Source organism: Sporosarcina sp. FSL K6-1522 (assembly GCF_038622445.1).
Taxonomy (GTDB): Bacteria; Bacillota; Bacilli; order Bacillales_A; family Planococcaceae; genus Sporosarcina.
In genome coordinates this window covers 3922861-3945915 of the sequence record NZ_CP152019.1, presented here as the reverse complement: position 1 = coordinate 3945915, position 23055 = coordinate 3922861, and the positions used below count along the sequence as shown (strand labels likewise).

General features: G+C 44.1%; 34 protein-coding genes. All 34 read left to right on the top strand.

The features are described 5' to 3' along the window. Positions 1-18 precede the first annotated feature (18 nt). The 34 genes from MKY34_RS19770 to MKY34_RS19605 all read left to right on the top strand — a co-directional run bounded on the left by MKY34_RS19770 (position 19) and on the right by MKY34_RS19605 (position 23037). Positions 19-1104: a hypothetical protein gene (locus MKY34_RS19770; RefSeq protein WP_342512819.1), complete on the top strand. Its 1086-nt coding sequence runs from the start codon at positions 19-21 to the stop codon at positions 1102-1104. A gap of 128 nt (positions 1105-1232) precedes the next feature. After that, positions 1233-1427: a DUF6877 family protein gene (locus MKY34_RS19765; RefSeq protein ID WP_342512276.1), complete on the top strand. Its 195-nt coding sequence runs from the start codon at positions 1233-1235 to the stop codon at positions 1425-1427. Beyond that, positions 1402-1644 carry a hypothetical protein gene (locus MKY34_RS19760; protein WP_342512818.1) on the top strand — a complete coding sequence of 81 codons (243 nt, stop codon included), beginning with the start codon at positions 1402-1404 and terminating at the stop codon, positions 1642-1644. The genes MKY34_RS19765 and MKY34_RS19760 overlap by 26 nt, the downstream gene beginning before the upstream one ends. 1 nt (position 1645) lies before the next feature. Then, entirely contained in the window at positions 1646-1942 is a 297-nt protein-coding gene (locus MKY34_RS19755; RefSeq protein WP_342512817.1) for an IDEAL domain-containing protein, read from the top strand. Next, on the top strand, positions 1939-2265 hold the full coding sequence (locus MKY34_RS19750; protein ID WP_342512816.1) for a hypothetical protein: 327 nt from the start codon (positions 1939-1941) through the stop codon (positions 2263-2265). The genes MKY34_RS19755 and MKY34_RS19750 overlap by 4 nt, the downstream gene beginning before the upstream one ends. After that, on the top strand, positions 2262-2492 hold the full coding sequence (locus MKY34_RS19745) for a helix-turn-helix domain containing protein (RefSeq protein ID WP_342512815.1): 231 nt from the start codon (positions 2262-2264) through the stop codon (positions 2490-2492). Before MKY34_RS19750 ends, MKY34_RS19745 begins: the two co-directional genes overlap by 4 nt. Before the next feature lie 10 nt (positions 2493-2502). Then, positions 2503-2694 (top strand): hypothetical protein, encoded by a 192-nt coding sequence (locus MKY34_RS19740; RefSeq protein ID WP_342512814.1) that lies wholly within the window; start codon positions 2503-2505, stop codon positions 2692-2694. Between the two features lie 4 nt (positions 2695-2698). Further along, on the top strand, positions 2699-2908 hold the full coding sequence (locus MKY34_RS19735) for a hypothetical protein (protein ID WP_342512813.1): 210 nt from the start codon (positions 2699-2701) through the stop codon (positions 2906-2908). A gap of 56 nt (positions 2909-2964) precedes the next feature. Beyond that, positions 2965-3165, top strand: a complete 201-nt coding sequence (locus tag MKY34_RS19730; protein ID WP_342515312.1) for an XtrA/YqaO family protein — start codon at positions 2965-2967, stop codon at positions 3163-3165. Next, entirely contained in the window at positions 3162-3566 is a 405-nt protein-coding gene (locus MKY34_RS19725) for a hypothetical protein (RefSeq protein ID WP_342512812.1), read from the top strand. The genes MKY34_RS19730 and MKY34_RS19725 overlap by 4 nt, the downstream gene beginning before the upstream one ends. A gap of 94 nt (positions 3567-3660) precedes the next feature. Next, a complete protein-coding gene (locus MKY34_RS19720) occupies positions 3661-3849 on the top strand; it encodes a hypothetical protein (protein ID WP_342512811.1) in 189 nt (62 codons plus the stop codon). 11 nt (positions 3850-3860) lie between these two features. Beyond that, the gene (locus tag MKY34_RS19715) at positions 3861-4361 is read left to right on the top strand and encodes a sigma-70 family RNA polymerase sigma factor (protein ID WP_342512810.1); all 501 of its coding nucleotides are present in this window, start codon (positions 3861-3863) and stop codon (positions 4359-4361) included. 95 nt (positions 4362-4456) lie between these two features. Beyond that, the gene (locus tag MKY34_RS19710) at positions 4457-5128 is read left to right on the top strand and encodes a CopG family transcriptional regulator (protein WP_342512809.1); all 672 of its coding nucleotides are present in this window, start codon (positions 4457-4459) and stop codon (positions 5126-5128) included. A 234-nt stretch (positions 5129-5362) separates the two neighbouring features. After that, positions 5363-5599: a hypothetical protein gene (locus tag MKY34_RS19705; protein WP_342512808.1), complete on the top strand. Its 237-nt coding sequence runs from the start codon at positions 5363-5365 to the stop codon at positions 5597-5599. A gap of 45 nt (positions 5600-5644) precedes the next feature. Then, positions 5645-6541: a terminase small subunit gene (locus MKY34_RS19700; protein WP_342512807.1), complete on the top strand. Its 897-nt coding sequence runs from the start codon at positions 5645-5647 to the stop codon at positions 6539-6541. Next, entirely contained in the window at positions 6516-7850 is a 1335-nt protein-coding gene (locus MKY34_RS19695; RefSeq protein ID WP_342512806.1) for a PBSX family phage terminase large subunit, read from the top strand. The genes MKY34_RS19700 and MKY34_RS19695 overlap by 26 nt, the downstream gene beginning before the upstream one ends. 13 nt (positions 7851-7863) lie before the next feature. Next, positions 7864-9450 carry a hypothetical protein gene (locus MKY34_RS19690; RefSeq protein ID WP_342512805.1) on the top strand — a complete coding sequence of 529 codons (1587 nt, stop codon included), beginning with the start codon at positions 7864-7866 and terminating at the stop codon, positions 9448-9450. A gap of 6 nt (positions 9451-9456) precedes the next feature. Next, entirely contained in the window at positions 9457-10548 is a 1092-nt protein-coding gene (locus MKY34_RS19685) for a phage minor capsid protein (protein ID WP_342512804.1), read from the top strand. A gap of 40 nt (positions 10549-10588) precedes the next feature. Further along, positions 10589-10735: a hypothetical protein gene (locus tag MKY34_RS19680; RefSeq protein ID WP_342512803.1), complete on the top strand. Its 147-nt coding sequence runs from the start codon at positions 10589-10591 to the stop codon at positions 10733-10735. A 14-nt stretch (positions 10736-10749) separates the two neighbouring features. Continuing rightward, positions 10750-10875 carry a hypothetical protein gene (locus MKY34_RS19675; RefSeq protein ID WP_342512802.1) on the top strand — a complete coding sequence of 42 codons (126 nt, stop codon included), beginning with the start codon at positions 10750-10752 and terminating at the stop codon, positions 10873-10875. Between the two features lie 115 nt (positions 10876-10990). Next, positions 10991-11755 (top strand): hypothetical protein, encoded by a 765-nt coding sequence (locus tag MKY34_RS19670; protein WP_342512801.1) that lies wholly within the window; start codon positions 10991-10993, stop codon positions 11753-11755. Beyond that, complete coding sequence (locus MKY34_RS19665; protein ID WP_342512800.1) at positions 11752-12117, top strand: hypothetical protein; 366 nt, start codon at positions 11752-11754, stop codon at positions 12115-12117. The genes MKY34_RS19670 and MKY34_RS19665 overlap by 4 nt, the downstream gene beginning before the upstream one ends. Positions 12118-12132: 15 nt before the next feature. After that, entirely contained in the window at positions 12133-13119 is a 987-nt protein-coding gene (locus tag MKY34_RS19660; protein WP_342512799.1) for a major capsid protein, read from the top strand. A 39-nt stretch (positions 13120-13158) separates the two neighbouring features. Next, a complete protein-coding gene (locus MKY34_RS19655) occupies positions 13159-13335 on the top strand; it encodes a hypothetical protein (RefSeq protein ID WP_342512798.1) in 177 nt (58 codons plus the stop codon). 5 nt (positions 13336-13340) lie between these two features. After that, complete coding sequence (locus MKY34_RS19650) at positions 13341-13685, top strand: hypothetical protein (RefSeq protein WP_342512797.1); 345 nt, start codon at positions 13341-13343, stop codon at positions 13683-13685. Further along, positions 13682-14023 carry a hypothetical protein gene (locus MKY34_RS19645; protein WP_342512796.1) on the top strand — a complete coding sequence of 114 codons (342 nt, stop codon included), beginning with the start codon at positions 13682-13684 and terminating at the stop codon, positions 14021-14023. The genes MKY34_RS19650 and MKY34_RS19645 overlap by 4 nt, the downstream gene beginning before the upstream one ends. After that, entirely contained in the window at positions 14016-14498 is a 483-nt protein-coding gene (locus MKY34_RS19640; RefSeq protein ID WP_342512795.1) for an HK97 gp10 family phage protein, read from the top strand. Before MKY34_RS19645 ends, MKY34_RS19640 begins: the two co-directional genes overlap by 8 nt. Continuing rightward, on the top strand, positions 14499-14903 hold the full coding sequence (locus MKY34_RS19635; RefSeq protein ID WP_342512794.1) for a hypothetical protein: 405 nt from the start codon (positions 14499-14501) through the stop codon (positions 14901-14903). Positions 14904-14918: 15 nt separating this feature from the next. Next, positions 14919-15491: a hypothetical protein gene (locus MKY34_RS19630; protein WP_342512793.1), complete on the top strand. Its 573-nt coding sequence runs from the start codon at positions 14919-14921 to the stop codon at positions 15489-15491. Positions 15492-15569: 78 nt separating this feature from the next. Further along, on the top strand, positions 15570-16007 hold the full coding sequence (locus MKY34_RS19625) for a hypothetical protein (protein WP_342512792.1): 438 nt from the start codon (positions 15570-15572) through the stop codon (positions 16005-16007). A 59-nt stretch (positions 16008-16066) separates the two neighbouring features. After that, positions 16067-16555, top strand: coding sequence for a hypothetical protein (locus tag MKY34_RS19620; protein WP_342512791.1), 489 nt, complete (start codon positions 16067-16069; stop codon positions 16553-16555). 77 nt (positions 16556-16632) lie between these two features. Then, positions 16633-17016: a hypothetical protein gene (locus MKY34_RS19615; RefSeq protein ID WP_342512790.1), complete on the top strand. Its 384-nt coding sequence runs from the start codon at positions 16633-16635 to the stop codon at positions 17014-17016. A 118-nt stretch (positions 17017-17134) separates the two neighbouring features. Further along, positions 17135-22291, top strand: coding sequence for a peptidoglycan DD-metalloendopeptidase family protein (locus tag MKY34_RS19610; RefSeq protein ID WP_342515311.1), 5157 nt, complete (start codon positions 17135-17137; stop codon positions 22289-22291). Further along, complete coding sequence (locus tag MKY34_RS19605) at positions 22288-23037, top strand: phage tail domain-containing protein (RefSeq protein WP_342512789.1); 750 nt, start codon at positions 22288-22290, stop codon at positions 23035-23037. The genes MKY34_RS19610 and MKY34_RS19605 overlap by 4 nt, the downstream gene beginning before the upstream one ends. Positions 23038-23055: the final 18 nt, after the last annotated feature.

Genomic DNA, 23055 nt, shown 5'->3' with positions numbered 1-23055 from the left:
TTGAAAGGGGAAAGAATCATGAAGAAAACTTATTATGCTGAATCATCAAGCACGAGCATCGGAGTTCATGGTGGAAAAAAAGATCTGTTGAATAAGATTTTTGAGTTGTTAAAACAGCGTGGTTTCATTATTCAGACTGATCGGGAAATCCTAGAACGATATCCAATATTAGCAGACACTCATTGGGAAGGTGCTAAGGGTGATTTATTATTCAAATCTGAAATATATCCGGCAGGATTTAATATTGAGTTTTATCAAGAAGTGAACATAGAAAATCGAAACGGAGGATATTACGATTTCGATAAATTGGCAAAGATGCCTTATCTGGTTCGATGTGAATTTTTAATTACAAAAAAATATATTAGTCAGTTGATAGAGCAAGAAGGTTTTCAAAATATTGGAGAGCCTAGTTTCAAATATGCAATGGATAAAGTGATGCATGAGATTAAATCTTGTTGTCACTACAAAGAGGGCAAGGAATTACCAGATTATGAAATTCCGAAATACAACTCTAAAGATAAAGATGATAAGCGCATTCGAAACGGTCAATTAAAATATTTCAGGGATCGTAAAGGTAGGCTACAACGGGGAAGAGTTTATCACAATATCAACAATATGTGGTGGGTAGTTCTTAATCGGTTTGATTTCAGGAATATTGCTTCCTTTGAACTTTTCGATATAACAGCGGAACGATTGCTGACAAGAAGAATCCAGAGTCGGCAAATACCGCAATATGTTCGGGCAGAAAAGTTTCGCGGGAAATTCAAATCACTTGGTTTCTCGTACAAAGAATTAAACGAAGAACATATTCAAATGCTCCGTATTTTTTTAACCCAAGAATTTAAAGTGTTTAACAGCGATATGGAGCTGAAGTTATCTGCACCTCGTAAAAAAGATATAAAGATTTTGAAGCGTACAGGTTTACAATATGCGGCTATTGAAGTTGATGGTTATTATTTCAGCAGACGTGAAGCGATCACTTTTAATTCAGATGGATTTATCGGATTCGCTGGATGGGCATGTGATTATAACAAAACGCCATTTGTTTCTGCATTTGGTAAATGGATTGATTGGTTAAAAGCGACGATTGAAACAGCAGCTTAGTTGCGACGCATAACGACTCAAAATGCGTAGTTCTATCAATCGAGCGAACTTCAAGTATTTTCGCCTATATAAACGAAAAATGTGGCTCATGGACCTATTGTGAGCCGCAAGAAATAGGGAGTGATAACATGACGGCGCTAGAACAAATCAACGCTCTTGCCGGTCAACTTCCGGCTTGGGTGTTGCAAGATATTCGTATACGCATTGGTGACTGGATGACAGGCGGCGGTGGTCCTGATGACGACTATATTCACCAACAGTTGAGATTCGCCAAAAACGTGATAAGAAGTGAACGACATGGTGCAGCAACTCACGATATTTGATGCACTACCAACAGTAGCGTTTGAGGTTGGCGATACGGTCGAGGTTGTCGACAACGTGGACGAGAGTCAGATTGAGGACTATTACTATCTGCAAGACTATGTCGGGCTAACAGGGCGGATTGTTAAGGTGATTCGCGGGCCTGTCTTGCAGTATGAGGTTGAGTTTCCAAAGAGGCGGAATGGGATTATATATCATGAGGAATTGAGGAGGGGTTAGGATGCATAGCGATAACAGCGATTTTATAAAAAAATTGATGATGGCGTCGATGCAAATGTCGTTAAATTCGGCGCTTACAGACTTGCAAAATGACAGCAAGCTTCGAGAAAGATTGAGAGAGGCGTTCCGGCTAACCGACAAGCAATATAGGAGCTTGGAGTGTCACGATAGCATCCAGACAGACGTCACTGACGCGGACATGCTGTTGTTGCAGATTGACCATGCGTTGGATTGTGGGGATGCGGAGAGGTTTATGGCCCTGACGGACGAGTTGAAAGGGATGGGGGTGTTGGTGTGAAGGATGCGGAACAGTTGGAACGGATTAAACGTGGTTCGATAACAGGCAGTGACATCCCGTTTATCGTAAAAGAATTCGAGCGATTAGAAGAATTAGAACGCATCAATTCCGTGATGGATGACAACTTGGTTGGGGCGGGCCGCGAAATCATCAGAAAAGAAAATGAACGGGCTGAATTGCAATGGCAGATTGATCGCTTGCGTGCGGTATTAGAAACAATCATGCAAATGGAGCAGCCTGAAAAGAGGAGTAACACTGGAAAGCATAACGATATTCTTCTCATCAAACGGCTGGCGAAAGATGCATTGAGGGAACCGGAATGATAGCGGCAAAAGAACGCACTCACATGCTGCTGGATGACTTGGACATTGATTGGACGTTTAAAGAGTCGGAGTTATTGGCATTTCGGTCGATGTGGAATGACGGTGCAGGGCTAGGCACAATTGCTGAAGAGTTGAGCCGGTCGCAGTTGGAGATAACGTTACTGGTGATTGAGCAGGCGGAGCTTGGGTTGATAGAGCAGCGGCAGCAGGGGATATTCGGACGTTAGGAGGGATTGCATGAAAGAGGTTAGCGTTGAAGATGCGAATGTGAATATATTGCTTGATATTGACGGGGAAGTGCATATCGTCGGCTTTGAGAAAGATCAGTTGGAAGCAATTGAATTTCTTGTGAAATCAGCTGTAAAAGGCGTACTTAACACTGGTAGGCATCGAATGGAGTTGTTGGCGTTTCTTGGTGTAAAGGGGTGAAGGTATGAGTGAAAATGAGTCGCACTACAAGATTAGGAAATTCATCGAAAGAAGAGGATATTCTTATTCTGTTACGGATGTATTGAGTGGGTATCAGAAAAGGAAGGACGGTTATTACAACAGCTTCACGATGAATGATTGCATCGATAATTTGGAACGTGAAATCGAAAGCGTTATAAATTCAGTGGAGTCATTATTGTTAGGGGGGAAATAAAAAAAGACAGGATTCCTCCCGTCCTTGGCAGGGTTATTATAACACAAGGAGGGGTCCTGGTGAATAAAGACATTACAATTAATCCAGATGCAATTACGTTAGAACTTGGTATAATGGAACTACCATTGAACTGTGTAGTAGTTATATCGGAGGGGAAGGCGAAGGTGAGGGAACTTCCGGAGCACGGGGAGTATCGGATTGTGACGCATCAAGGGAAGATTAAACGGATGCGGAGGGAAGAGGGCGAGGAGTTTTGAGTTACTTTGTTAAGTATGAGAATTTAACAATTTACGATTTACTATTTATCGGAATAGTAAGTGGGCTATTAATCTTAATTATTGTATTTCTATTTAAGAAAATTATTCAAGGTGTTATGAAGTTCATATTTACAGTAATTAAACCTAAAATTCACACGGTAAAGGAAAAGCGCGGTTATAGAAATAGGTTGAAAAATGACGAACTTACTATCTATGATATTTTAATCCTTGAAAAAGTAGTCGCTGATGGAAAACCGAGCAAATTAGAAAGTGAAGCATATAAAAGACGAAAAGAAAAAAACGTACTTCCAGAACTAACAGCAGAGCAACAGCAAAAATTTGAAGAAGAAATGAAGAAAAGCGGCAAAGAATTACTAAATAGAATGCATAGAAGAATTTAGTCCCCCTGGCCAACCAGAGGACAACGATTGATTACAGCATTGCGCTGTGTCATTTGTTGTCCTCTTTTTTATTTCAAAAATAGGGAGTGAGGATATGCGGTCATTGCAAAGTGAGCTAGTCAGAAATGGCCTTTTGCAGGCTCGTACAGGTGAAGTAGAGCGGAAGAGTACTAGGACAAACAACAAGCGCAAGGAACGGCTGTCAGATAAGGAATTGCGTGAATTGATGGGTGCAAACAGGGCGACGTACGGAAGAGTTAAAGGGCGAGTTAAACAACGATAGGGGGAGCTTTCATGCTGAATTGGGCGGATGAATTGATTCAGGAGTATACGGTGGGACAATTGGAGCTGACGAAGCGAGCGGCAACATTGGACAAAAACAACCCTTTCGATAAGGATGATTTAACGCAGATAAACAGCATGATTGAAAGCATGGCATTCTCTATCGATTGGATGGCTACTGGGCGACAACCCGGAACATACCGTGGAGCTGAAAAGCGGGCTGTCTATCAGAAGCAGTACATTGAGAGTATGGACATAATTCCGGACATAACCGAGCAATTAGAAGAGGATCAAAAGCACTTGTATATTAGCAAAGAAGAAAGAATGATTTTGGCTGATATATTCGCATCCATGTCACAACGGGAAAGGCAATGCTATGTTCTTCATGAAGGGCAGGGCATGAGTATGGGGCGAATCGCTGACGAAATCGGGTTAAAGAAGCGGACGGTGCAACAGTACATTGAACGGGCGAGGGCGAAAGTGAAGGAAAGAGTTGGAGAAAAAGCTTCCTAGAATCTTTATTTGATTTGAGTTACTAAATTCATTGCAATTAAGTGTTCATGTGTTATTATGTGAATAAGGTAACTCTAATCAAAGGGGGAGAGCGAATGGTTGATCTTATAAAATTGAAAAAGACGGAATTAAAAAGCCTGCTTATTAAAAAACTAAATGAAATAAACGATCTGATTGAGTGGTCTCGTTCCAACGATAAGGAATCCGGGATCGGAAAGTTGGTTGTGTCTTCGAGTTATCTGGAAAATAGGAAATTATCAGATCCCAAAGAGTACTTGCATCGAATGATGTTAAAAGAAAATTACATTTTCCTTCTCGAAGAACTACTCCCATTAGTTAAGCAATTGAATGAGGTAAAAAACACTGTCGAAAAATATGATAAAGGTCACTCAAATCAAATGAGTAAAATAGACGCTGGAACGTTAGAAAAGAGTGACCTTATTCAAAGTGTCAATAGACTTGAAGATGAAATGAGTAACCTAAATCAAACAGGTGAATCTAATATACAAATAAACGAAAAGGGTCAATCCTTTCAAAGTGCGAAAGATACTAGCAAGCCTAAAAGCATAATGAGTAACCTTAATCAAAACGGCCGAGGCGGAAAAAGAGAAGGTGCGGGGAGAAAAGGGTTTGGGATAACGAAGAAGGTATCTCTTACTTTGCCACCCGAAATATGGGAGAAAATCGAAAAAGAGTGTGAGAGTGGGAAGAGTCAATCGTTGGTTCTTCGTGAAATTATTACAGGGAGTTTGAATAAGGTGACTTGAATTCATTCTGACCGCGAATGAATGCTTGTAGAATAACGCAAAACTAATTGAATAAGGTTACCTCAATTGATCGAAATAATTACTTTGACGTACGAAAGACGTACGGAGTCTGTATAAGTGAGGGGGAGAATTAAAAGAGGGGGCGTTCGTGCGATGGACGACCTCCATAAGCCCCGCTTACATACGTATGATAAATAACGATACATATGAACATACATAACGGAGGTGCTAACGTTGCGAGTGAATGAATTAAAGGAGTTTAAAGCCAAAAAAGAAGGCAAAGTCACACCGAAAGCGTTGATTGAAAATCTATTGATGGCAATCGAAAATGGAGAAATTGAGTCCGTTGTATTTGTGGCGCGTTCAAATGACCAAGAGATCAAAACGGGTTGGTCGGATTTTAGTAGTGTAGAAGCGCTTGGTTTGCTTACTTGCGGGCAACATGAAGTTATTAGCGGTATGCACGAATAATTGCGGCGACTAAAAATACACAGGTGGTGGTAGAGGTGATGTGATGTGCCTAATTGGGAAGAGATTCAGAAGGAATGGGAAACGACGAAAATAACGCTTGCTGCATTGGCAGAGAAGTATGATGTAAAACTTGGTACATTGAAGAGTCGTAAAAGTAGGGATGCCAAAGACGGCAATCCATGGACGAGAGGTGCTCCGAAAAAGGATGCAACCAAAACACAAAAGGTTGCAACCCCTGAGAAAAGGATGCAACCGAAAAAAGAGGTATTTGAGCCTGTTGTTGAGTCGGATGATTTAACCGATAAGCAGAGGCTTTTTTGCATTTACTACATTAAGTATTTCAATGCGACTAAGGCTTATCAGAAGGCATATGGTTGTGCATATACAACTGCTATGAGCAATGGACACAGGATGCTTAGAAATGCTGAGATTGTTTCAGAAATCGATAGGATGAAGAAGGAAGTTGCGGACGGTCTGATGCTAGATGCGAGCATGGTGTTACAAAAGTATATTGATATTGCGCTAGCCGACATGACGGACTTTGCCGACTTCGGTTCAGAAGAAGCCGTTGCCAGAAATGAGTTTGGTGAAGCAATGACGGATGATGACGGAAAAGAAATCACCTACATTCATAACTTTGTGAACTTCAAAAACGCTGATGAAGTAGATGGGACTATCATTACTGAGATTAAAAAAGGCAAGGATGGCATATCTGTCAAATTAGCTGACAAAATGAAAGCTATGGAAGTGTTAGCTAAGTACACTGATGCGATTCCGGACCACTTCAAACGTCAGCTAGAACAAGAAAAACTTAAGATTGCACACGCTAAAGCATTCGGTGTAGATGAACAAGAGGAGTATGAAGATGACGGCTTTAACGAAGCGCTGAACGCAACAACGGCGGAGGTGTGGAACGATGACGCAACCGACGAAGACAGCTAAGTACTTCGCATTCTTTACTGAACGAAAGCAATACAAACAGAAGAAACCTGCTCCATTCAAATTTAAGCCGTTTTCAGTTAAGCAGAAGCAAGTCTTGACCTGGTGGCGTGATGGTTCTCCGCACAAGGATAAGGACGGTATTATATGCGACGGCTCAGTTCGTGCGGGGAAGACAGTCGTTATGTCGCTTTCTTACGTTATGTGGGCCACGCACACCTTCCAAGACGAAAACTTAGGAATGGCTGGTAAGACAATTGGTTCGTTCCGTCGTAACGTAATCACGCCGTTGAAACGAATGCTCAAAGCGCGTGGTTATAAAGTGAAAGACCACCGCTCGGAAAACATGCTTTCAATCAGCTATAAAGGTGTCACCAATTACTTCTACGTATTTGGTGGTAAGGATGAAGGTTCACAGGACCTCATCCAAGGGATAACGCTTGCTGGGATGTTTTTCGACGAAGTGGCGCTTATGCCTGAATCATTCGTGTCACAAGCGACGGCTCGTTGTTCTGTGAAGGGTGCTAAGTTCTGGTTTAACTGTAATCCAGAGGGGCCTTATCACTGGTTCAAACAAAAGTGGATAGACAAAAAGAAAGAGAAGCGACTTGTGCAGCTCCATTTCACGATGGACGACAATCTTTCCCTTGATGCAGAGACTAAGCAACGATATTTACGAATGTATTCAGGGATATTCTATAAGCGCTTTATCCTCGGTTTATGGGTCCTTGCAGAAGGTGTCATCTATGACATGTTCGATTTGGACAAGCACTCGGTCAAAACAGTTGATAGGAGCTACACGCAATATCACGTCAGCGTTGACCACGGAACACAAAACCCTACGACATTCGGTCTGTGGGGTCTTTATCATGGCGCCTGGTACAAAGTGAAAGAGTATCACCACAGCGGACGTGAAGAGAGCAAGCAGAAGACAGACGTTGAGTACAGTCGTGACTTGAAAAAATTTGTTGGTGATTTAAGAATCAAATCGGTCATCGTGGATCCATCTGCTGCATCTTTCAAAGCACAGATTCGGAAGGATGGCTTTTATGTGCAAGATGCAAAAAACGATGTGAAGAATGGCATTGGGAATGTTGCGTCAGCATTGGTCGAAGGAAAGATAAAGTACAACGACTGCTGCAAAGAGACGTTCAGAGAGTTCTCATCTTATATATGGGATAAGAAATCTTCTAATCGTGGCGAGGATAAACCGATTAAAGAGAATGATCACCACATGGATGGTGACAGGTATTTTGTAAATACGATCATCGCGGTGCCGAAAGCATTTATTAGTGGTAGAAGCGCATGGTGAAGGGAGTGAGTGCATGACGATTAAGTGGGAAAAGTTCGATGAAGAAGTTATCAAAAAGACGCACGGTGAAGTGTATTTTTACCGTGATCTGTATGAAGGCAATCATTCACAAATATTTTCACGGGCGAAAAGGCTTATTGAAAAAGGTGAGATTGTCGATGAAATTATCTACGGTACGAAAAGAGCGCAAAACGTCCAGACGCCGTACATCATGGCGAACGTCAGTAAGTTGATTCCGGAGATTCCGGCGATGCTTGTCAGTCGGTCAATCGGTAATATCACCACGTCACTTGAAAGGGACGAGGAGCAGAATGACCACGCCGACCACGCTGACCATTTAATCGATGGCCCGACCGGGTGCGCGGTGAATGACGAGATATTGAACCTGCAGCAAGAACTGATCCGGCAGATTGAACTCAATTCAAACCTAACGTTTGAGCACTGGGGCAATATCGTACAACACCAAGTGGACGGCGGTTTGGTTGGTGTGCCTTGGTTGGACGAGCGTGGATTACGGATTGACTTCAAGTCGCGTGACGTTTATTACCCTCATGACGATGGTTTGGGTGTCGACCTTGCTTACGACCGTGAGATAGAAGGTGATGAATATCTTCATGTGTACCGAGAACGCGTTGAAAAGGGCGACTTGGTAACAGAGCATTCGTTATACAAATTGAATGAATCAAAGCGGACAGAACTTGTTGACGAAGAAAGCGCGAAGGAACTGCTGGGAATTGAAGAGTTGGAAACAACGTTTGTCGGTCGTGGTCGCCCATTTGTGATGTACTGGCCGAACGAAAAAACATTTATGAATCCACTCGGCGTGTCTTGCTTGAAGAACCAAGAAGGTAAACAGGACGAAATCAACTGGACGCTGACACGTAACGCTTTGACGTTTGAGCGCAATGGGAAGCCGCGTATTGCAGTAAGTAAAGAAATCATGACAGCACTCCAGGATAAGGCGTTTGAACGTTATGGCGATGAAAGTAGGATTGACCATCGAGATTTGGAGATAACCACGTTTGACGAGCAAGGCAAAGCGCTTGAAGTCATTCAAATAGACATTACGAAAATCGGTGATATTCAATGGGTGCGGGATCTCATGAAAATGATGTTCATCGAGACCAAGACGTCTGAAAAAGCCGTGGATTTCTACATGGATACTGGAAGCGGAGCGGCGCAATCAGGTGTGGCTAAGTTCTATGACCTGTTCCTTTCGTTGATTAAGGCGGAGCAAATGCAATCTGAGTACATTTATTTTCTCAAACAGCTGCTGGAAAATGCGTTATGGCTCGCCAACCAGGAGGATTCGGCGGTCATCATCGAGCAACCGGAGGTCATTCTGAAATCTATGATTCCAATTTCTCGGAAAGAGATTATCGAAGAGAACGTCATGGCTTACGAGAAAGGCGCACAATCGCTTGAAACGACTATTCGACGTATCAATCCACACGCGTCAGAAGATTGGATACTGGAGGAATTGGCGCGGATTGAGGAGGGGATGTTAGGTGACGACACCTCATCTTTACTTAGTGGCCGAAGCACGCTTATGAATTTGCTCGATAATCGTAAAGCGGACGGCAACCCGGTCGAGGAGTGATGAACTGTGAATGAGGAACAGCTTTTAACATATCTTCGAGACATTATAACGGGCATATCAGATGCGGTTGCCGAAAGTGATTTATCTGAAGAGCAACAAGTAGAAGCGTTAGTCCGAGATATTAAAGACTTATTAGATCAATTTAGCTTCGAAGTTGAAAAAGTCATTCCTGAAGCGATTCTACTAACGTACTTTGGCGGTGTGGATGAAGCAACGAAAGCGCTAAAATCGGCAGGAGTAAGTATTAGAGCGACAACGGCAGTCACACCAACAAAAGAAATTGCCAAGTCGTTTCAGAGCAAGATCCACATGGATGCTGTAAAGGTGTTGCTAGATGATACACTCTTGGATTTCCGTGCTGCTATTCGTACGGCTGAAATGAGTGCTACTTCAAATATCACGAAAACACTAGAAAATGTGAAAGGTGACCTTGCGAAAGGAGTCATCGTTGGAGATCCCCGCAAGGTTATTCAAGCGCAAGTGGCGAAGTCGTTCGCGAAAGACGGGCTAACTGCTTTTGTCACATCGGACGGGAAGAAATTGCCGTTAGATTTTTATGCGATGACGGTCACTCGATATAAGACACGCGAAGCGGCGAATGCGGGTGCTACCAATCGTTATATCGAGAATGGGCAGGACTTGGTACAAGTGACTGGAAATAGCGACACGTGCCCGGTCTGCGCGCGGCACAGGGGCATGGTTATCAGTCTGAATGGATTGACTCCCGGGTATCCGGTTGTCGGCGAAGATGACGTAAGAATCGGGCCGTATCACCCGAACTGTAGGTGCGGCGTAATGCCATTTGTTTTGCGTTTTAAAACCGAAGAGGAACTTGCGGAAGCCCACAAACGCAATGAGTCGTACAAGCCGTGGGATGACCCTAGGACACCGGCTCAAAAGCGGGCGTATGAACGCGAGCAGACAGCGCGGCGTAAAGCTAATGACGAGAAGAAGCAGTATGCTCGATGGAAAATGGCGCTTGGCGATGATGCTCCGAAGACTTTGGGGGCATTTAGGCGTATGAAGCGGCAGGGGACAACGAAGTTCCAAGAAATGCAGGCGGAGTACAAACGAATAATGCGGGATGATGTGAAGTAGCTTGCACTGCTTCTTTTTTATTTTAAAAGGGGGAATCGGCATGACAAAAGTTTATGTAGTGCGTGAACTAATATGCGACCACCCTCACAAAGACGAGGTTGTCGGATGCTATTTTTCAAAAGAGAAAGCCGAAGAAGTTAAGAAAGAGGAAGGTTTCAGGATAATCGAGATTATGGAAGTTGAATGAAAGGGGTGAGTACCATGTCGGATTCAAAAGAAATAACTATCACAATAGACGATGACGAGTTGATTGCCTCGATTTTGCCAGAAGATGGAAATGCCATTGTGGAGAACGGCTATAAAGTTTTAGGTTATGACAACGACTGAAAGGAAGTGGTCTGAAATCTCGGTTCGCTGTTCCGTCATGCAGCCAGTCTAATCCGTTGATGACTATAAAAGCTTACGAGTATGGTTCCCGTACCTTAACGGAGGAGGAAAACAATTGACTAAACTATACATTTGGCTTGTAGCATTGATTCAAAAACTATTCACAAAAGGTGGCCTTCCTGCCGAAATGGAAGAGGAAACGAAATTCTTGAAGCTCGACCTTCAATTTTTCGCGGATGGCGAAGAAGAGGAAGATGATGGTTCCGGCGACGGTTCGGATGACGAAGATGATAGCGACGACGAGGATGACGAGGAAGAAGATGCGCCAGACCTCGATGAACTTCTGAAAGACCGCGCATTCAGAAAGCAGTACAACGCCAAGTTTAAAGATCAAATGGCGAAGCGTTTGAAAAAGAAGAATGAGGAAATTGAACGCTTGAAAGGCGACAAGTCAACAAGCAAGAAAAAGGACGAGTCGGACGACGATGAATCCGAACTGGCAGAACAACTCAAAGACAAGTCAGCTCGCTTGGAACGTGCAGAGCGTCGGGAAAAACGGGCGATGGTGAAGGAGTTTGCAGTTGACAACGGCCACAATCCGAAGCTGTTGGCACGCTTAATCAACATTGACGACATCGATCTTGATGAAGACGGCGAACCAGAGAATCTGGATGACTTGTTTGATGAACTTGAAGAGGAATTCCCGGAGTATTTTGGTGCTACAGATGATGACGATGAGGAAGAAGATTCTAGTAAACGGAAGAAGACTTCATATTCCCCAGGCGCTCGTCAAAGGGGCAACAAGAAAAAGAAGGTTGATCCGAAAGAAGCGGGTCGACAAAAGGCGTTAGAACGCCACAAGAAGGAGGAAAACAAATGAATCTACAACCAACCACACAGAAAATCGTAGGGCAACGCGAATTCTTGCGTAACTCGGTAGGCATTCAATATAAAACGGCTGGCGCGACACTAGATGCGTCAGCTTTTACCTTAGGTGAATACGTCAAGGCGGGCACGGCTGTTTACAAGGATGCGACTAGCGGGCTTTACAAACCGTGGGCATCAGATACGGAAGCAACTGAACTAGGCGCTGGACTCACTTCACACGATGTGAAAGTCGTTGCGAACTCTAATCCAATTGTCGGCGTGCTTGCTGCTGGACATCCGTTGGAAAGTCGTTGCACAGGCGTCACAGTAGCATTCAAAGAAGCGGTCAAAGGTCGCTTAGTATTCGATATTTAAGAGGAGGAAACATACATGCCATTACATTTAGATGAATTTAAACGAGATCAACTACAGGGATATATTGAAAATGTGCCTGTAGCAAGAGAATACCTATTACGTTCCGTTATGCCGGAGACGCCGACATCGGATATCAACTTTGCATTTAACGTAATCAATGGTCAATACGCGAAGGCGGCGTCTATCACAGGATGGAATGCATCAGCTCCACTTCGTGACAAGAGAGAGCTTGAAAGAGCGTTCGGTTCGGTCGCAAAAGTGCAACACGGAGTGCGACTGGATGAAACGGAATTACTAGCGTTCAACCGTCCACGTTCGGACCAAGAGCGTGCGGCGGTCGTTGATTATGTGTATGACACGACGGACGACCTAGTAACAGGTGTCGACGACATCGAAGAGTACATGCGTGCACAGGTAATTTACACCGGAAAGCTTAAATATGATGACGACGAGAACGACATTCATCTTGATGTTGATTTTGGTATTCCTGCTGAAAATCAAATCAACGTAACGACAAAATGGAGCGAAGCGGCATCTACACCGTTACAAGACCTCCAAGCAGCCATTAAGCAGTATCAAGCGAACAACCAACGTCGTAAGCCAGCAATCATGCATATGACAAGTGCGACAGAAGCACTATTGCTCCAGAACGAGCAAATCAGGTCGCAGATTTATGGGACGAATAACGGCGGTAAACTACTTACTTCGGGCGACATTAAGAACGCATTGACTGCACTTGGATTACCTTCATATGTGATTAATGACGATGTTATTGTTGTAGGTGATGAAGAGATTCAGTTGCTTGCTGATGATAAAGTCGTTCTACTCGGAACTGAGCTTGGAAAAACTTATTCGGGTCCAACTGTTGAGAACAATTACAACCCCGGGAAATTCGTTACTCCACTCATCGAAGAGAATCCGCCAGGTCAATCGGTAATCGTCGGTAAGGCGGTATTCCCGGCGCTTCAACGTCCGAAATCTATCGTAATCATGAGCGTCTAATCGGCGCTCTTTTTTAATTCAAATTTAAGGAGGATTCACATGCCAAAGTACATTGCTAATGGATATCTGGTACACAAGGGAGTAATCGTTGCAACCGGTAAAGAACTCGAATTGACGGAAGCGCAGGCGACAAAGCTAGGGGACAAAGTGACTTTAGTAGACGAGCCGAAGAAGAAAGTTGAAACGAAGAAAGACGACAAAAAAGAAGCGAAGTGATCTGAATGATTACGAATGATACGGTTATGGAATATATCGAGAAGATGCCTGGAAGTGACCTGTTTCTGGAGTTAGATCAAGACGAGCAAGTAAAACACATTTTTGCGGCTCATGAACTTTTGAAAGATAACTTCCGAGAATCGTCAATAACCGACCGCGCTGTTGCAATGCAAACCCTCTATATGCTCGAAGGTGAGGATGAAGAATATGCCAAGCTAAAACGCCACGGTGTGAAATCGTACGCTGTGAAAGGTGTATCGGTTACGTTTGATGGATCTAACATATCTCCCGACGTCAGCAAATTGTTAAAACCGAAAAGTGGTAGTGGATTGGTAGGTAGATTGATATGAGACCACCAATGCGGCAGAATGTCATTGCTTTTATTCCGATTCTCGATGCAGCAGGGAAGCCTGTCACTGACAAATACGGTAAAGAGCAAACGACTCAAGAACAGTCGAAAGCACGCGTGCAGTTTAAGTCGCAATTGATTCGTGATGCGAAAGGGCAAGAGCGGCGGGTAGCGCTTGAAATCGACCTTCCGACAAAGTGTAACCCTCCCGTTGGCTCCAAGCTTGAATACACCACGGTAGGCAGTCAGAAGGCAACGGGGACCATTTTGGCTAAAGAAGAAGCGGTCAATCTGGCAGGCAGTAAAGTCTACTATCGCACGGTGTATCTCGATGGCTAAAGACATGTTTAGTCTGGTTTGGAGCGGTTTGAGTGAGTTCGAGGATGACCTAAAGGGCATGGAGAAGGAATTGTTCAAGAACATCGAAAAAGCTATGAGTGATTACTCGATGCTAATTGAAGAGGGAACCCGGGCATTGGTGCATCGTGATCACGGTGATTTGGAAGCTTCAATCAACTTTGGCAGACCGAAACGTGAAGGTGACTCGTTCGTCATTGAAGGTGGATCCAATCTCAAATACGCACTCAGGAGACATGAAGAGCCGTATCGACCGGGAACGCATGACAAGTACGACGCAGGTGTGAAATTCGTGAAATACTACCTGAACGGTCGTGGTCGTCGAACATTCGGAAAGCCGAGTTGGCGGGGCGAGAAGCCGGGCAGGAAGTTTCTTGAGCGTGCAATAGTCGCTACCGAAAAGGACTTTGATGCAGTTATGGTCGAAGCGCTCGAAAAAACGTTGGAGGGGAAATAGATGATTCAATCATTCTTGAAAGAAAAATTGAAGAAGCTACTCCCCGATTTGACGTGGACAGTCGACTACAAGACCGCGAATGACAACACGGGGACGGTTTACTATGAGGGGGGCGGAAAGCCTGCTGAATATGACGTTTCAACCCGCTACCCGCGGTATATGGTGCTCCTATCATCGTCCGATTGGGAATACGCCGAACATGCAGCACAAGTAGTTTTCGATTCACTACACAAAATAATGCACGAAACGGTACAAGTAGACTTTTTTAAAAACGGAGACGTGGTGGCGACCAAACGCTATCGCGTCTTTTTGATTACAGCGGCATCAGAACCACTCCCGCTCGGGGTAGAAAACGATGTCATGGATTACAGCGTCAATTTTGACGTTACATTGATGGAAATTTAAAGGAGGAAAACAATAATGGCTCTTAGTGAAGATAAAATCCCATTTGGTTTATCGAATATTATTATCGGCGAAGGCGCTGATGCTCTAAAGTTTGATGGCGTGGAGGAAGTACAGGCAGAGGGGGGAGAAATTACTTTAACACCTATGTTTGAGGATATCGTTATCGCTGACTACGGGAATGGAGTATACGACCAACGATTAGTCGGCTATGAAGGAGCGGTGACAATCGTGGCGGCGCAAGAATCAATTGCGGTACTAGAAACGGCATTAATGGCAACAGAATCTATTACAGACACAGTTGGCGGGGAAACGGTGGGTATCATGGATTCACCAATTGGTATGTCGCTACGAAAGAAAGCGAAGCCGATTAGAATCCACCCACGCCAGTTCCCAGACACGTTCAAGGATTTGGATATCAACATTTACAAGATGGCTTCAAACGGTGAGTTTACGCGCACGTCAGGCAACGAACAAGGTTCTATTACCATCTCGTTAACGATGTTCCCACGTGATGGTATGGACCCATCGAAGCCGGGTAACTTCTTTTACTTCGGCGGAACGGATCCGAACGCAGACCCAAACGGATAAACGCCATCCAATCAATACAGCCCTCAACATCATTTATCATCGAGGGCGATTGAATGGCGATATTAAATGGAGGTAAATATGACAAAATTAGATAAAGAAGTATTATATGCAGAGGTTCATGGTGTGAAAGTAGGTTTACCACAGTTTTATGATGAAAATGATAATCCTGTAGTAATTTCTACAAACACGCCGATGCCGGTCACGGTGATTGGTGGAACAGGTGGAACCAACGGTAAATCAGCGTATGAAATCGCAGTCGATAACGGATTCATTGGAGATGAAGCCGCTTGGCTTGCATCACTTAAAGGTGAGAAAGGCGATAGAGGTACTGATGGGACAAATGGTACCAACGGCGATAAAGGTGATGCGTTTACATACGCAGACTTTACGCAGGAGGAGTTAGATGCGCTGAAAGGGTCTAAAGGAGATCCAGGTACTTCCGGGAATGACGGCTTCGGAACCCAAGCGCAGTATGAAGACATTATTCAAAAGTTAGAAGCGCTAGAAACACCTTAAAGAAAAGAGAAGGCTTCGGCTTTCTCTTTTTTAATTTATAAAATCTAGGAGGAAAACATATGAAAGTCACTTTAAAAATCAAAAGCGAAAACACGGTGGAATCAGTACAGCACGAGGTAGAAGAAATTGATTTATTCCAATTCCAGAAAGCGTTAGGCGTAATCAAAGATGTGTTTGAAATGACGCAGAAAGACGAGTCGTTGAAGGGGCTGTTTGCTGAATTGTTCAATGAAGATGATAGCGATTCGGATGAAGGTGACGCTCGGTTCTTATCTCATGCAGTCGGGGCGTTTGAAGTACTACTAATCAACATCCCTCACAAAGCGTTCGAGCTACTTTCCGCTACGTCAGGAATCAAACTCGAAACACTTATGAGTCAGAAGGTTAACGATGTATTTGACATCTATGATGCAGTCATCGAGGTGAACGATCTTGAAAAGCTAATCGGGCGCGCAAAAAAGTCTTTAGCCGTAACAAAAGCGAAAATGAGCTTCATGAAAATAGCGAAGAAAGCCACAGGGGCGGCAATGGCGAGTCCGCTAGCATAGTCGAAGCGTTTATCTTCAAGCTCGGAAAAACGTTGGGTGGCAGGAGGGAAGTAACCGAAAGTCCGGCGGTCGAGTTGTTGAAGTTTATGGACTTACACCTTGAAAAAGAGGAACAGGAAGCGGAAAAAGAGCGTGCGCGTGTTTGGCTTAATTATTTAACAACCATTTTCACGCAACCATCTTACGGGAAAGAAGATCCGCAATTTAAACGAGCGAGACAAGACTTTATTAAAGCGATTCAGCCGGAACAAAAAGCGGAACCCGCTAAAGTTTACAACTGGGACTTTGAGCTAATGAAGCGCTTGAAGGCGAAGGAAGGGAGGTTAAATGATGGCGACGGTCAGGGAGCTGCGGGCGAAATTCACGGCAGAGGCGAACAGCATCAGAGCGGTGTTCCGACAAGTGCGGGAGGAAGTGGCGAGGTTAGGTCCGACGTCGCAGGCGTCTACTCAACAAGCTAATAAGAGTTTTCGAGATTTCGAGAAGTCGAGTGAAAAGTTAAAACGAGCGTTACAGAATGCCGGAGATCCAGAAGCGTTCAAAGACCTCGATAAAGCAATTCAAAAAGCACGGGATGAAATGCGCGACGCGGGAAGAGTCTCCGAGCAAACGATGTCAGATTTGAGTAGCGCGGTACAGAATAGTACTGCTCATCTCGACTCGCTTGGTGACGAAGCCCGTGCAAGCTTTGGTGATATCGAAATAGCCATCAATGATGTTAACCGGGATTTCCTTACGCTTGGCCAGAGCAATGGACTCAGCGACCTCGATGCGGACATCGATACAACTCAAGGCAATCTCGAAGACTTAGAATCAGCCACCCAAGATGCGACCAACGAAATCGAGGATTTGGGTGGAAGTAATAACTTGGATGACCTGAACGGCGATTTAGATCAAACGCAGGGAAACCTTGACGATTTGCAAGATAACCTCGGCGACGTAGATGATGCTCTCGACGACGTTGAAGATGGTTTAAATGACATGGGTGATGCGGCGGTCGACGAGACTGAACAAGTTGATTCGGCGTTTGAGGGCTTAGCGGGAACAGCGAAGAAACTTGTAGGTGTATTAGTCGCAGTCTTTGCTGTCGATAAAATCAAGGACTTCTTTCTGACGATTGTCGAAACGACGGCCGACTTGGAAGCTATCAACGATCAGTATGCGCAAGTTATGGGTGGTATGAAGGATACTACAGACAAGTATCTCAATGAGATGTCTGAGACTTGGAACAAACACCCGAACGAACTTAAAAACTCTTATATGCAATATGTGGCGTTGTTAAAAGGTAAAGGTGTAGCGGAAAAAGAAGCCCATGAAACGGCGCAAAAGTATATGGATCTAACTGTCGATGGTAACGCCTTTGCGAACGAATCGATGGAAGATACAACAGCCCGTTTCGCAGCGATGATTAAAGGAGAATATAGCTCCGTCGATACAGCCATGGTTAACTTGACTGCAACGCAACTTGACGTGTTGGCTAAAAGTACACTCGGAAAAAAGTTCGCTGAACTCACGACTGCGGAACAAGAGCTCCTGAAAACAAATGAAGCTTTGCGACAACAGGACATTGCTGGCGTAATTGGACAGGGTGCGCGAGAAGCAGATTCATATGCAAATAACGTAGCTATGTTAAGTAGTACATGGGACAACTTTCTTTATACGTACGGCGGCCCGGCGATGGATGCGGCTAACTCAGCGTTGAAAATGTTGATTGGTTTATTCGACCATGCGCAACCGGCAATGCAGGGACTAGCCGACAAAATGCAACCAATCACGAAAGGCTTCAAATTTATAAAAGATGGTATTGACGCGGTAAAGGAAATGATGCTCGGCTCGGGTGATATGTCGTGGTTCGAGAAGAATTTCGGCTTAGATGGCGCAGTAAAAATAAATAACACGCTGTGGGATCTGGTCGATATTTTCATGAAAGTGAAAGATTCGATGATTACTGGCGCGGGTGAATTAAAACGTTATATGGATGGGGTTTTCGGATTTCTTGAGTCTGTATTTCAAATTATTTTCCCCTCCATACAGCCGATTCTTGAAGATGTTGTGAAATTTGCAGGTGGAATCTTTGCGAAACTCAAGAGTTTCTGGGATCAAGACGGCGAACAGTTAGTCCAAGCCATACAAAATGCTTTTCAATTTATTCTAGCAATCATTCAATTCGTTATGCCGGCGGTTCTAGCAATCATCAAAATGGTCTGGGGCAATATCCAAGGTGTTATAAATGGTGCAATTAACATCATCATGGGCATCATAAAAGTTTTCTCTGGTCTTCTTACCGGTGATTTTAAAAAGATGTGGGAAGGTATAAAGCAACTCTTCGTTGGGGCAGTCGAATTCATCTGGAACTTCATCCAGTTGACTTTTTACGGGAAAATACTCGGCGGTGCTAAAGCGTTCATTCTAGCATTTCGACAAGGTTTCGTGGCGCTATGGCAGGCTATTGTAGCGTTATTCAAAGGTCAAGGAACAGCTGTCGTCAACCACCTTAAAAACGCTTGGAATCTAATGTGGGTAGCAACGAAAACGGTATTTACAAATATCGGAAGCTTCTTGAAAACTACTTGGGACTCTATCAAATCAATCACAACCGGATTTATTAATGCCGTGAAATTGGTATTCACAAACGGCTGGTCCTTTATACGAAATACCACGACAACCACTTTTACTGGTATTTGGAATTTCCTTAAATCGACATGGACCACTATCAAAGATTTCCTTTCTGGATCCGTAACGGGGATTTTTACGAAAATGCGAGATACATGGACTGCTCTGAAAACAAATACTTCGAATGCTTTCCGTGATATTTTCAACAGCATCACGTCACGGTTCACCGATATAGTAAATGCGGCGAAAGAATTACCGAAAAAAATCGGAGACGGTATTGGAAGTATGGCGTCCAAGGTAACTTCCGGTGTCAATAAAGTCACCAATAAATTGGCTGAGACACTAGGCAAAGGCGTGAACGGTGTCATCGGAGGTATCAACTGGGTTCTAGGGAAAATCGGTGTCGATTCAAAGGTTCCGGAATGGAAAGTGCCAAAGTATGCGAAGGGGACAGATGGACACCCTGGAGGGCTTGCCATCGTGGGTGACGGCCGCGGAACTAATGCGGGTCCTGAACTAATTCAAACACCAGACGGTGAAGTTTCTTTGAGTCCAGCGAAAGACACGTTGGTCAATTTGCCGAAAGGAACACAAGTGTTATCCGCTAAAAATACCAAGGATTTACTGGGTGACGTACCGAAGTATGCGAAGGGTACTGGCGGCATAGTCCAGAAAGCTTTCGACGTTTTTGATTACATTAAAAATCCAAGCAAACTACTAGATGTGGCACTGAATGCCCTCGGATTTTCATCACCTAAAGGCGGGAGTTTTATTGGAGATATGGCGAAAGGGGCCGTTGATAAAGTTAAAAAAGGCGCAATCGAATTCGTCAAAGGGAAACTAGCTGATTTCGGCGAGAGTACCGGAAAAGGATTTGGCCCACCGTTCCGAAAAACATCAAGCTATGGATATCGTATTCATCCAATCACAGGTGACCGAAAGATGCACTACGGCGACGACTACGGTGCGCCGTCAGGTACACCTATTCCTGCTCAATCGGCGGGTACGGTTGTCCAGTCGGCATTCAACTCGTTCCGTGGTAACTACGTTCGTATTAAAAGCGGAATCATGGAACGTATTTATCAACATAACTCACGTAACTCGGTTGGTGTCGGAAGTGTTGTAAAGGCAGGTCAAACCGTCGGAACTGTCGGCTCAACAGGCGCAAGTACTGGCCCACACTTACACTACGAAGTGTTGCGTAACGGGGAGTATATCAATCCGAAAGGCTATGCAAACGGTGGTGTAATCACGAAGGAACAGCTAGCTTGGGTCGGTGAAGGGAATAAAGAAGAGGTTATCATCCCGACAGGTGATGCGAGCAAAAGATCAAACGCCATGAAGTTATTGGAAATAGCGAGTAGGAAATTAGGCGTGGGGGGCGTCAAAACTCAAAGCTTGGATGCACCAAGAGTTTACAAGAAAAACGAGTCACAATTGACGGATGTAAGAAATATATTGGCAATTGAAAATGATGAAGCCAATAAAGAAATTGCTGAAATCAATAAAAAGGCAAATGCTGAAGCGGCGGAAATTGCGAAACGCTCAGCTGAGGATATTCGGCTTATCCACCAAAAAGCTAAAGCGGGTAAACGAAAAATTACGGAAGCGGAAGCAATACGTATTCGTCGTATTGAAGAAGATTCTGCGAAAAAGATAAAAAATATTAATATCAAAGCAGCTGCTGATGTACTTAAAATCACAAAAAGCGCACAAGCGAATCGTATCGGTGATATTAATACGTATATCAGCGACAAGAGGAAACTTGAACAAATCTCGTTGAAAGATGAAGTTGCGATTTGGGAAGAGTCTGTAAAACATTTCAAAGACAGCACGGATGAAAAACGAGAAGCTATGCTTGCTCTACGGGATGCTAAGCGCGCTGTTGACCAAGAGACGCTTGAAGATGGTCTTGCACAAATTGATGCATTGAAAAAACAAGGTCAATTGTCATTTGAAAATGAATTAAAAATGCTGAATGAACTTGAGAGACATTTCGACGCCGTAGCAGGTAACTCGAAATTCGAAGCGATTCAGCAGCGCAAAGCTGAGATTGTTCAACAAGTGAACTCCAAAATCGAATCAATTAATAACGACTACCTTGCACGGACGCGAAAAATCAATGATGACTTGATTGCAGAAGAAAAGCGTTTGCGGGATGAGTATCAAAAAACCGTAGAAGACCGTGCGAAAACAATCGAATCATACTTCTCTGTTTTTGATCGCTTTGAAATCGGAGAAGCGGTAATGGCGAGTGACCTAATGCGTAATCTCAATGAGCAGGTGGCAGGCTTACAACAGTGGCAGATTGCGATAGCCGACCTGTCGAGCAAAGCAATTGATGAAGGATTGCTCGAGGAGTTGCGCCAAATGGGTCCTAAAGCGTTACCAGAGTTGAAAGCACTAAACAGTATGACCGACGATCAATTGACAGCTTATTCGAATATGTATCAACAAAAATCGGCAATTGCTCGGGAACAAGCGGAAGCTGAATTAGCTGGTATGAAAAAGGATACAGAAAAACGCATCGAGGAAATGCGCAAGGCGGCCAATGCAGAACTCGACGTCATGAATAAAGAATGGGTTAGTAAGATTAAAAATATCATGACGGACACAGACACGGTTCTCAAAACGTTAAAGGATGTAGGAATCAACGCCGGGAAGGTATTGATGGAAGGTATTTCGAGCATAGAAGGTCCGCTTATGGCTAAATTAAAATCTATGGCGCAAAGTATTAAAAGAGAAATGTCTGACGCGTTGAACGTTAACATTACTGGCGGTGTTGGACTTGTCGCGCAGAAGTTTGCCGCTTACAAGGACGGTGGAATCGTCGACACCAAACAACTTGCTTGGGTGGCTGACGGCGGTTGGGCAGAGTCAATAATTTCTCACGACCCGGCGAAACGAGTGAGTCAGCGGGCAATCTGGGACGAAACTGGTAAACAACTAGGATTTAATCAAGCTGAAGCTCGGGGTGGCATTCCTGCGTTTCCTGACGGTGATTTGGTCATTAAGCTAGTTGCAGACGGCAGGGAGCTCTCTGAAATTGTTGCTCCGTGGATTGATGTGTTGCAAGTTGATGATGCGTATCGGGATATGTTTGCAAAGGGGCTGAGTCGATGAGTTTGATTATCGAAAAGTTGAACGGGGAGTATTATCAACTTGACAGATACGGTATTTTCGAAAAAGAACGACTCGTGATCAGCTCCCCTGATGTCGAGGTTTACAATGAATCAGTCGAAGGGTTGGATGGACTAGTTGACTTCGGAGCAGAATTGCGAGGTCGTGAAATAAAAGCGTCTCTACTAATGTTAGCGGACAATCTTGTGGATATGCCAAAAATGCGAGATGAAATATTTCGCATTTTTGACAGCCGTGAACTTTTCTATCTTTCAGAAGAACGAGATCCAGCAAAGCGATGGTCAGTTAGATGTGTTAGTCCTTTCGACATTTCGGAGTTGGCGACAATAGGGGAGTTCGAGTTGAATTTATTGAGCCCGAGCCCTTTCTCTTCGTCTACAATTCTAGCGAAATTTATTTCCGGAAAACAAAGTTTCGTTTTCCGGAATACCGGAACGGAATCCATTCGAATGGAAGCGCAAAACGAAACTGAAATCACGTTTAAGGGCGTGAGTAGTGGGTTGACCATTAAAAATCTAACCACAGGCGACGAATGGAAATATAACGGTTCGACCACGACAAATGATGAAATCATGCTGAAAGGCGTCCGATCGTTAAAAAACGGTCAATCCATATTCGGACAGACCAACAAGCGATTAATCTCGTTTGCGCCAGGGCAAAACGAAATGAAAATTGAAGGTGCGACGGACTTTGAAATCACAATACGGACGCGCTTTTATTTTTTGTGAGGAGGGGTAGTGGTATTG

What these genes read in the sequence shown, in the direction of transcription:
- MKY34_RS19770 (WP_342512819.1), top strand. Translation starts at nt 19, where the DNA reads ATGAAGAAAACTTATTATGCTGAATCATCAAGCACGAGCATCGGAGTT.
- MKY34_RS19710 (WP_342512809.1), top strand. Translation starts at nt 4,457, where the DNA reads ATGGTTGATCTTATAAAATTGAAAAAGACGGAATTAAAAAGCCTGCTT.
- MKY34_RS19690 (WP_342512805.1), top strand. Translation starts at nt 7,864, where the DNA reads ATGACGATTAAGTGGGAAAAGTTCGATGAAGAAGTTATCAAAAAGACG.
- MKY34_RS19760 (WP_342512818.1), top strand. Translation starts at nt 1,402, where the DNA reads ATGGTGCAGCAACTCACGATATTTGATGCACTACCAACAGTAGCGTTT.
- MKY34_RS19640 (WP_342512795.1), top strand. Translation starts at nt 14,016, where the DNA reads ATGGCTAAAGACATGTTTAGTCTGGTTTGGAGCGGTTTGAGTGAGTTC.
- MKY34_RS19605 (WP_342512789.1), top strand. Translation starts at nt 22,288, where the DNA reads ATGAGTTTGATTATCGAAAAGTTGAACGGGGAGTATTATCAACTTGAC.
- MKY34_RS19715 (WP_342512810.1), top strand. Translation starts at nt 3,861, where the DNA reads ATGCTGAATTGGGCGGATGAATTGATTCAGGAGTATACGGTGGGACAA.
- MKY34_RS19610 (WP_342515311.1), top strand. Translation starts at nt 17,135, where the DNA reads ATGCGCGACGCGGGAAGAGTCTCCGAGCAAACGATGTCAGATTTGAGT.
- MKY34_RS19695 (WP_342512806.1), top strand. Translation starts at nt 6,516, where the DNA reads ATGACGCAACCGACGAAGACAGCTAAGTACTTCGCATTCTTTACTGAA.
- MKY34_RS19645 (WP_342512796.1), top strand. Translation starts at nt 13,682, where the DNA reads ATGAGACCACCAATGCGGCAGAATGTCATTGCTTTTATTCCGATTCTC.
- MKY34_RS19635 (WP_342512794.1), top strand. Translation starts at nt 14,499, where the DNA reads ATGATTCAATCATTCTTGAAAGAAAAATTGAAGAAGCTACTCCCCGAT.
- MKY34_RS19630 (WP_342512793.1), top strand. Translation starts at nt 14,919, where the DNA reads ATGGCTCTTAGTGAAGATAAAATCCCATTTGGTTTATCGAATATTATT.
- MKY34_RS19625 (WP_342512792.1), top strand. Translation starts at nt 15,570, where the DNA reads ATGACAAAATTAGATAAAGAAGTATTATATGCAGAGGTTCATGGTGTG.
- MKY34_RS19755 (WP_342512817.1), top strand. Translation starts at nt 1,646, where the DNA reads ATGCATAGCGATAACAGCGATTTTATAAAAAAATTGATGATGGCGTCG.
- MKY34_RS19665 (WP_342512800.1), top strand. Translation starts at nt 11,752, where the DNA reads ATGAATCTACAACCAACCACACAGAAAATCGTAGGGCAACGCGAATTC.
- MKY34_RS19765 (WP_342512276.1), top strand. Translation starts at nt 1,233, where the DNA reads ATGACGGCGCTAGAACAAATCAACGCTCTTGCCGGTCAACTTCCGGCT.
- MKY34_RS19735 (WP_342512813.1), top strand. Translation starts at nt 2,699, where the DNA reads ATGAGTGAAAATGAGTCGCACTACAAGATTAGGAAATTCATCGAAAGA.
- MKY34_RS19720 (WP_342512811.1), top strand. Translation starts at nt 3,661, where the DNA reads ATGCGGTCATTGCAAAGTGAGCTAGTCAGAAATGGCCTTTTGCAGGCT.
- MKY34_RS19740 (WP_342512814.1), top strand. Translation starts at nt 2,503, where the DNA reads ATGAAAGAGGTTAGCGTTGAAGATGCGAATGTGAATATATTGCTTGAT.
- MKY34_RS19660 (WP_342512799.1), top strand. Translation starts at nt 12,133, where the DNA reads ATGCCATTACATTTAGATGAATTTAAACGAGATCAACTACAGGGATAT.
- MKY34_RS19675 (WP_342512802.1), top strand. Translation starts at nt 10,750, where the DNA reads ATGTCGGATTCAAAAGAAATAACTATCACAATAGACGATGACGAGTTG.
- MKY34_RS19620 (WP_342512791.1), top strand. Translation starts at nt 16,067, where the DNA reads ATGAAAGTCACTTTAAAAATCAAAAGCGAAAACACGGTGGAATCAGTA.
- MKY34_RS19655 (WP_342512798.1), top strand. Translation starts at nt 13,159, where the DNA reads ATGCCAAAGTACATTGCTAATGGATATCTGGTACACAAGGGAGTAATC.
- MKY34_RS19680 (WP_342512803.1), top strand. Translation starts at nt 10,589, where the DNA reads ATGACAAAAGTTTATGTAGTGCGTGAACTAATATGCGACCACCCTCAC.
- MKY34_RS19745 (WP_342512815.1), top strand. Translation starts at nt 2,262, where the DNA reads ATGATAGCGGCAAAAGAACGCACTCACATGCTGCTGGATGACTTGGAC.
- MKY34_RS19650 (WP_342512797.1), top strand. Translation starts at nt 13,341, where the DNA reads ATGATTACGAATGATACGGTTATGGAATATATCGAGAAGATGCCTGGA.